This is a genomic window from Lachnoclostridium sp. An181 (genome assembly GCF_002160325.1).
Taxonomy (GTDB): Bacteria; Bacillota; Clostridia; order Lachnospirales; family Lachnospiraceae; genus An181.
Genome location: NZ_NFKJ01000020.1, coordinates 21617 through 30797 on the forward strand (window position 1 = coordinate 21617; position 9181 = coordinate 30797).

Annotated in this window: 7 protein-coding genes; all 7 read right to left on the minus strand. The window is 43.4% G+C overall.

What is annotated here, in order from left to right; all coding sequences use genetic code 11:
* The 7 genes from B5F18_RS10875 to B5F18_RS10905 all read right to left on the minus strand — a co-directional run bounded on the left by B5F18_RS10875 (nucleotide 1) and on the right by B5F18_RS10905 (nucleotide 8881).
* Nucleotides 1-657, minus strand: a complete 657-nt coding sequence (locus B5F18_RS10875; protein ID WP_087157686.1) for a flavodoxin — start codon at nucleotides 655-657, stop codon at nucleotides 1-3.
* A gap of 211 nt (nucleotides 658-868) precedes the next feature.
* Nucleotides 869-1501: a TetR family transcriptional regulator gene (locus B5F18_RS10880; protein ID WP_087157687.1), complete on the minus strand. Its 633-nt coding sequence runs from the start codon at nucleotides 1499-1501 to the stop codon at nucleotides 869-871.
* A 213-nt stretch (nucleotides 1502-1714) separates the two neighbouring features.
* A complete protein-coding gene (locus B5F18_RS10885; RefSeq protein ID WP_087157688.1) occupies nucleotides 1715-2887 on the minus strand; it encodes an iron-containing alcohol dehydrogenase in 1173 nt (390 codons plus the stop codon).
* Between the two features lie 322 nt (nucleotides 2888-3209).
* Nucleotides 3210-4553 (minus strand): MATE family efflux transporter, encoded by a 1344-nt coding sequence (locus tag B5F18_RS10890; protein ID WP_087157689.1) that lies wholly within the window; start codon nucleotides 4551-4553, stop codon nucleotides 3210-3212.
* Nucleotides 4554-4648: 95 nt separating this feature from the next.
* Entirely contained in the window at nucleotides 4649-6382 is a 1734-nt protein-coding gene (locus B5F18_RS10895) for an ABC transporter ATP-binding protein (protein WP_087157690.1), read from the minus strand.
* Nucleotides 6379-8154 (minus strand): ABC transporter ATP-binding protein, encoded by a 1776-nt coding sequence (locus B5F18_RS10900; protein WP_087157691.1) that lies wholly within the window; start codon nucleotides 8152-8154, stop codon nucleotides 6379-6381. The genes B5F18_RS10895 and B5F18_RS10900 overlap by 4 nt, the downstream gene beginning before the upstream one ends.
* Before the next feature lie 109 nt (nucleotides 8155-8263).
* Nucleotides 8264-8881, minus strand: coding sequence for a TetR/AcrR family transcriptional regulator (locus tag B5F18_RS10905; RefSeq protein ID WP_087157692.1), 618 nt, complete (start codon nucleotides 8879-8881; stop codon nucleotides 8264-8266).
* Between the last annotated feature and the right edge of the window lie 300 nt (nucleotides 8882-9181).

Sequence of the window (9181 nt, forward strand, 5' to 3'; positions counted from 1 at the left end):
TTATTCTGTCACCCCTATTGTTTGCAACCATTGTGTCAAATCTTCTTCTGCATTGTCTGGCTCCGTCCTCAACCCTTCTGTGATCACCGCGTCTGGCTCCAGTTCAGTAATTATCTCGACTGCACTGGAAATGCCGCTGCCTCCGCTTGTACAGAACGGTGCGATTGTCTTTCCTGACAAATCATAGGTATCAAAAAAAGTATAAAGAATTTTCGGGAGCGTTCCCCACCAGATTGGAAAGCCCACATAAATCACATCATAATCATTGATATTTTCAATATTTTCGGAAATAGCAGGGCGTGCAGAATCGTCATTCTGCTCCTGATTCGCACGACAGGTATCATTATTATAATCCAGGTCTTCTTCCGTGTACGGCTGCTCTGGAACAATCTCATTGAGATCCGCGCTCTGTAATCTTGCCAGTGTTTCCGCTACGGCTCGTGTATTTCCAGTAGCGGAAAAATACACGACAAGCGCATTGTCTCCTGTCTCCTTTGGCGTGGAATTGTCCGATTCTATTTTCCCCTTCTGTTCCCCCGAAGATGAAATCGAGTTCTTTTTTTCTGACGCTGCCTTGTCCGCAGACTTTGTACCTGCACAGGCTGAAAGCCCTAAAGTCATAGCAGCAATCAGCACCACTGCGAGTATTCGTTTCATATATAATGCCTCCTTTTTTTCATCATAAATTTCCTTATAAAACAACAAACGGTTATAATTTCTTCACATTCCTTTTCCTTCCCAATATTACAAAAAGCATATAAATGTCATTGTATATAGAACACACTTATATGCTTTGAGATCACTATTTAATCCCACAAATCATCCAATGTTTTTGCAGACAAAATTGTGTTGCGGGAACAACTTCCTTTTATTGTTCAAAAGGTTTCATCATTTTTGCAATAAAGGATCTTGTGATTTCATAAATTGAATAGCCTGGATAATTTATGTTGGCCAATTTCATAGCCTCCAATTGCTTATCCGTATGTGAAGTATATGGATAAACGCCGAACAAAAACGGGAAAAAGGCATAGACAAACTCCTGAATATTGTCTTCATTCATGTTTGGGAAAAATTTTTCCAGACAGCAGCTGACAACTTGCAGAGCATTTGCATAGGCTTTTTTAAAGTCGACCAGGTTTTCCAGACGGCTGTTGACTTCCATGTCATAGATGTTCATTGACATAAGTTTCAGCATGCACTTCCTTTTTTCTAATATGCGGGCCATTCTGTCCGCAAACTCTTCTACAGTCAGAGATACATTCTGCAGGGTAAGTTCTTCCATATCCTCACTCCAGGCCTCATGCTCCTCTTTAAGCAGAGCGAGAAAAATCTCCTCCTTTGTCTGGAAATAATTATAAATCGAAGTACGGGTGAACGAGGTTTTGGCACCAATGTCCCGGATTGTAATATCCTTAAATCCCATAGTCTCATACAGAGAAGCGCAGGCGCTCACAATTTCCTTTTTTCTTGCATTTGTTAATTCTTCTGAACCTTTTGGCATAGCTGTTCTTTCCTTCCTTTCAGGCCGTTCTCATCCCGGGTATTGGGAGCTTTGGCCATTCATGACATGTATTATAGGCGCTTTCTAACACCACGTCAAACAAAAGCACACCAAAACAGCGTAATGCCTTTCACTGCGTAAACAGAGGATGTCTCTCCAGTGCCGTTTAACAGCTGGCCTTTCTTCCAGTCCGCTTTAGGGCAATCTTTTAACTCATTTCAAACTCTCCTTTAAAATTTCAACGATTTCATTGCGCTCCAGAACTTTATATCCACCCTGCATGATGATCGTGCCGTCAGCAATCCCTTCCAGCATATCTTCTGTGGCTCCCAATTCTTTCAGATTCATGACCAGACCCAATTCCTTCATCCAATTTTCCATAGCATCCAGCCCCTCCCTGGCTACTTGCTCATCTGTCTTACCTGCCGGATCCACATTCCATACATTCATGGCAAATCGTTTAAATTTCTTTACACCGTAAGGAAGAATATACCGATAATAAGGCAGAGAAACAGCTGCCAGCGTCATACCGTGAGTTGCATTAGTATAAGCCCCCACTGACTGGCCGATCATATGAACCATCCAATCCGTGGACTTTCCTTTGGAAACCAAAGTGTTCAACGCCCAGGTGGCTGCCCACATCAGATTACTGCGCGCCTCATAATTTTGAGGATCCTTGTTCGCAGCACAGCTGGAATGTATGACTGAACGCATTAAGCCCTCGCTGATATAGTCACTGGTGTTGTCATCCTCCCCGGAAAAATACTGCTCACATATATGGTTAAAAATATCATAAACACCTGAAACCATCTGGTAATGCGGCAATGTTAATGTATATTTTGGATTTAGTACAGCAAATTTCGGCATGATCTTTTCGTCTGCAAACACATGTCCGATCTTCTGATGCGTGTGTGGATTTGTAATGACCGCACCTGCATTCATTTCCGAGCCGGTCCCCACCATGGTCAGTACACATCCTACCGGCACTGTTTCACAAGTGGGTTCCTCAAAACGCAGGTAGTATTTCTCCCACGGATCCTCGTCACAATTCACGGAAACGGAAACTGCCTTGGCATAGTCACATACTGATCCTCCCCCTACAGCGAGCAGAAAATCAGCATGATGTTTTCTGGCTATATCCACCCCCTCATAGAGCTTATCCACCGTAGGATTCGGCATAACATGGGAGATTTCAGCTACATTTTTTCCGTTTTCCTCAAGGATTTTTATCACAGCATCGTAAATCCCATTCTTTTTGATAGAACCTCCGCCGTAGATCAGCACAACATTTTCCCCATATTTTGGAAGTTCTGTATTTAAAAAGTTGAGCGATTCATCGCCAAAATACAGTTTCGTGGGATTACAAAACGAAAAATTACCTAACATAGTCATATCCTCCTTTATGATCGTAAATTCATTGTCAATAGTGAAAGTATTAAACAAGATATCTAAGCCACACCTCACCGTTTTCATATTTATCATATGATTTGTCTTTATTATTCTGACACAATGTCATCACCTATAATATACCGTTATTCTGACATTGTGTCAATACAAATTTTATGTTTTTTATACAAAGATATAATAAAAATGGTTGAACAAAATTTAAGTGTAACAACCCATGTTACACTTAAATTTTGTTCAACCATTTTATAAAATCTTTCTGTTTGCACATTATTCCGCTTTGGTTCCCTGTTTATTCATAAATTTAGATTGTCAGCCATCTCCCTTTCCATGTATACAGAATCATTAAGATCATTCCAACCATCCATGAAATCGGATACAAAACGAATACCCCATTGATCGTGTCAAACATAGGGAGTACAAACTGAATCCACGCGATCCTGAACAGGCAAAGAGAAATCAGCAAAACTGCCATCGGAGGGATTGTTTTTCCTGTTCCTCTGATTGTCCCCGCCAGCCCGTGCAGAATACTCAGTATAAAATAGAATGGGCAGAAATAACGCATAGCCAGTTCTCCATATCGGATTACTGTGACATTGTCCGTGAACATTCTCATCAGAGGGTCTGAGAATACAAGGAGCAAAACACCAGTAGTCACTGTATAGAGGAATCCCATGGCAAGCGTCACCCACATTCCCCTCTTCACCCGGTCGATCTTTCCTGCGCCATAATTTTGCCCTACAAATGTAGTGATCGCCATGCTGAAACTTGTGACAGGAAGAATATTGAACCCGTCAATTTTCATATAAGCCCCAAAACCGGCCATTGCATCTGCCCCAAATCTGTTGACACTGGACTGCACCAATACATTTGAAAGCGAGATGACCATATTTTGAATGCCGGCCGGAAGTCCGATCTGAATGATCCGAAAAGCCATTTTTTTCTGTATTCTGATCTTCTTTAACTCTACCCGGTAATCCGTCTGTACCCGCATCAAATACGCAACTGCCAGCACACCGGATACAAGCTGGCTGATATCCGTCGCGATGGCGGCGCCGGCAACCCCCATATGAAACCATCCAACAAAAATAAGATCCAGCACAATATTAGTCACCGAGGCATATCCCAGATAGATCAAAGACCGTTTGGAATTTCCTACAGCATTTAAAACACCCGACGCCATATTGTAGATAACATTGAATATCACACCTCCGAAATAAATTCGAAGATAAAGGGCTGAGTCTGCAAATACTTCACCGGGCGTATGCATCCATATAAGCAGCGGCTCTGTCGCAAAGATGCCGCCAATTGTCAGTACGAACCCCAAAATCAATGCGATTGCCAAAGATGTATGTACACCGGCATGGACATTCTTTTTGTCCTTTGCCCCAAGATACTGGGATACCACAACTCCGGCTCCAACAGCCGCTCCCTGGCTGAACGCGATCAGTAAGTTGATCAGTGCTGTGCTGGAACCAACTGCTGCCAGCGCGTTGCTGCCCACAAAATTTCCTACAATAATGGAATCGGCAGTATTGTAAAGCTGCTGCAGCAAATTCCCCAGTATCAGCGGCACGGCAAAGAAAAATATCTGCCGTACAATACTTCCTTCTGTCATCAACCGGACTTTTGTATTTTCTGCACTCATTTCATCAGATTCCTCCGTATATATTCTTTGGAATTATAATCCATTCTTTACAGAGTAATTATAGTCTTACATACAAAAATCCACAATACCTCTTGTTATGCCAGTGTCCAGTTTTGGCTTTCTGTCTGAAGTTTCACCATACGGGCATAGATGCCTTTTTTCTGCATCAATACATCCGGTGCGCCTTCTTCTGCAACTGCACCGCCAGAAAGCACCACGATCTTATCCGCGCCTGCCACGGTGCGCATTCGGTGAGCGATAACAAGAACCGTTCTGTCCTTGATCAATCGGGAAAGCGCAGTCTGGATGAGAGTCTCATTCTCCACATCAAGGGAGGCTGTGGCTTCATCCAGTAAAATGATCGGTGCATTTTTAAGAAAAGCGCGGGCAATGGAAATACGCTGCCGTTCTCCGCCGGATAATTCACAGCCGTTTTCTCCGATGTTGGTATTCCATTTTTCCGGCAGTTTCTCTGCAAACTCATCTACATTGGCGAGTTTCGCTGCCCTTAGTACCTGTTCATCAGTGGCATCCTTGTTGCCAATACGGATATTTTCCATAATGGTGTTGTCAAACAAGGTTACATCCTGAAAGACAATCGAATATAAAGATAGTAATGTTTCCGGATCAATCTTGGAAATATCCATGCCGCCCACCGTGATCCTGCCTTTGTTGCTGTCCCAGAAACGGGATGCCAGACGCGAAACAGTGGTTTTTCCGCCTCCGGAAGGGCCGACCAGTGCAGTCACTTCCCCCTGTTTTGCAGTAAAGGAGACATCCTTCAGAACGGTTTCTCCGGTATTGTAGGCAAATCCTACATGGTCAAAGGTGATGTCATACCCCTCATTCGTCAGCCTATTTTCTCCCTGCTGGATTGAATGATCGAGAATCTCATTCATACGTGCAATATTCGTACGGGTACTGATCACAGCCGCAAGGTTCTGCAGCGCTCCCTGTAAAGGATCGTATAACCTGGATACGACCAGGAGGAACAAAAAGAAGGTCAAAATATCCAGGGTCCCTTTTACCAGCAGCATGGAACCGACAAGCGCGACCGTGGCAATACCCAGTTTCAGAACAAGAGAAGCAGATACGACAAACGCTGCCAGTCCAAACTCATTGATAATCGAACGCTTTTCTACAGCCCTGATTTTCTTTTCCAAACCTTTCAGATAGGTCTCTTCCGCATTGTTTGCTTTCAAGTCACGTACAGTTTCAATACACTCCTGAATCCCGTCAGCACACGCCATTTTTGTGTCCATCGCCTTCTGGTTCAGCCGTTCCTGCACCTTTGCAGAAAATCCTACAATAGCAAAGGATACCGGCATTACCCAAAGAGCTGCCAGTGCCATACGCCAGTCAAAGAACAAAAGGCTTACAGAAACCAGCAGCGTAGAGATAATGGAGCCGGCAAGTTCTGGGATGAAATGAGAAAAACTCTGTTCCAAAAAAGTACAGTCTGCCATAATGGTACTGGTCAGATCAGCAAGGTCTTTTTTCCCGAAAAAGGAAAGGGGAATCTTGCGTAGCCGCTCCGCCAACGTAATCCGTCTCACGCCGCTTTCCACATAGGTCGCAAAATAGGTGGCATTATACTGGAAATAAGTCGTAATAAGAATCAGACCTACGCACACAATACATCCGATCACATAAAAGGGGATCCTGTTTCCTGCCACACCACCCTTTATTAAGTCACTGACCAGGCTGTATAAAAGTCCGACTGGGAACATGAAAGAAATGTTTTGCAATACACAGGCAATGCAGCCTTTGACCAAATCTTTCGCCCCCTGCTCAGAAAGGGCGTATTTTTTTTGCAGTTTTTTTATCATATCTGCGCCTCCTTTGAAACCTTCCACTGTACGGAAGTCTGATAATCTTTCCACATCCGTCTAAACAGCCCGTCTTGCCCCAAAAGCTCCTGGCTGGTTCCGCATTCCGCAATCTGACCGTCCTTCACTACATAAATTTTATCTACGCCAGTGACAGTAGAAAGCCTGTGGGCGATCATAATAACCGTCTTTCCCTTGGACAGCTTTGAAAAAGCGGCCTGTACTTTTGTTTCATTGTCCGGATCAGCAAAAGCAGTCGCTTCGTCCAGAATGATCACCGGTGCATTTTTAAGGAAAGCACGGGCAATGGCGATTCTTTGCTGTTCGCCTCCGGAAAGATACACACCTTTTGTACCGATAATGGTATCCACACCGTTCGGCAGTTTTTCAATAATATCCATGCACTGGGCATTTTTAAGCGCCTGCATGATCTCCTCACGGGTGGCGTACGGGTTGCCCATCCTTACATTTTCCATAATCGATGCTTTGATCAGATGGCTGTTTTGGAACACGAAGGATACTGTGTCCATCAATTCTTCTTTTGCGATATTCCTTACATCCACACCTCCTATTTTCACTGCACCTCTTTGAGGGTCAAAGAAACGGGAGATGATATTGGCAAGTGTAGTTTTTCCTCCACCGGATGGTCCGACAAAAGCCACGGTCTGACCTGCAGGAATAGAAAGAGAAATATTTTTCAGTACATCCTTCTCTCCGTCATAACTGAAACGGACATTGTCAAGTTCCACGGAACCATCCTTTGGGTGTTGCGGATGTGTTGTTTCTTTCAGCGGTTCTAAATCCAGAACACTGTCGATCCGTTTTAACGCGTCATCCACGATCATAGCGTTTTCACTTTGGAACATAATCTTTGTCAGTGTTACCGAGATGATCGGCGTGATGATAATGTAAAAGATCACATTCAACAAAAATTCGGATGTCACCCCGTTCTGTGTAAACAACAAGCCGCCTGCGATCAGAAAAGCAAAAACGCCGTTAATCGCTGCTGTGTAGAGCATCATCGGAGTCCGCAGTTCTTTTGTGTAGGCGATCACCCATTTCTGATAACGGTCAATAGAACCTTTGAACTTTTTAAAGGAAAAAATCGTCTGCCCAAAAGTTTTGACTACCGGAATACCCCGGACATATTCCACTGCCTCATTTGACATATCGTCCAGCGCATTTTGATACTCTTTCATACGTTCCTGCATCCGTTTTCCGGTCATGGCCATCATAATAAGGAATCCAAGCAGTACTGGTACAAGACTTAAAAGGCCTAAGCGCCAGTCAAACACAAACAACAATACCAAAAGGCCGCATGGCGTAGCGATTGCCCCGGCACGGTCGGGGAGCTGGTGGGCAAGATAAGTTTCGGTTGCCGCACTGGATTCATTGACGATCTTACGAAGTTTTCCACTGCCAAAGCTCTCTGCAAAACCAAGAGGAAGTTTTACAATATGTTCCATTGTCTGAATGCGAAGATTTGTGGCAATGCGGAAAGCTCCCATGTGGGAACACATCAGGCCGGTGATATAGACCAGCACAGCAATGACCGCAAAAAGGACTGCCATCCAACCATTGTGCGTCAGATTTTGTGCCCGGTCAAAATCCGGCGCTGTATCCAGCACTTCTTTCATTACCTGCCAAATGTAATAGTAAGGCACCAGAGCAATCAAAGCACTGATTGCCGAAAGTACCCATGAGGCATAAGTCAGGTATTTGTGACTGCCTGCAATCTCAAGCAGACGTGACAAATTGGATTGTTTTTTCAAAAAAATTCCCCCTTAAACATTGAATTGATGATACACCGTGTATAAAGCTTTGCGCGAACATTTCTCACTAATTAGTTATGACTAACTAAGGGTCAAAAATTATAGAGCATCACTGCCCCATAATTTTCATCCATCCTGCGGTATAAAAAGCACGCATTTCCTTTACATAATTTTTGGCATCTTCAAGCGGCATCTCGTGGATGATCAGTTCAAAAAATGTGTGGAACATTCCTGTGATCAAAATATGCTCCAGCCTTGGATCCAGTTTCGGGGAAGGTCTCCCCAGCTCGTTCAGAACCTCCTGATAAGCATGAGTACCGGCTACTTCCACCTCCACCATTTCATCGATCAAGTGACAAAACCTTGTTCCCTCTGAACTGCACAAAATCAGCTTACATTCTTCCAGATGCTCATAAGCATAATAGAGCATATCAAACATACATTTCCCGGAAATATCTGCCATGACTTCCGGCTGTCTTTCGTGTGGAAGTTTTGCAAAACTCTCTTGTGCATCCTGAAAACAGTTGAGAAGAAAAGAGTAATGTTCGCCGACCAGAGCCTCAAACAACTCCTCTTTACTTTTGTAATAGCCATAGAATGCTCCTGTAGTCATTCCAACTGATTTTACAATATTCCGCAAAGAAGCAGATTGAAAACCTTTTTCCAGAAATTCGGACTTGGCTGCCTGATGAATACGTTCCAAAGTAGTCAAGTGTTCTTGTGTCATAATCCACTCCTTTATAACACCGTTATATATCACTGTTATATTGTAGCTGATTTTAATTTTCCTGTCAAGAAAAACACAAAAACTCTTTACATGCTTTTTCTGGTTCCTGTTAAACTACTGCCGTGGGGAAATGCAAAGCAGCCACTATCTTTTGTTTTTCCAATACGATATACTATACTTGAAAGATGTTTCTGAAAGCAATTTGGTAAATAGTCAAGAGTTATTTTAAAAAGATTTTCATACAAAAGGGTAACCTTAATAGACCTACGACGTATTTTTCAAAAAAGGCGTAAGTTAGGA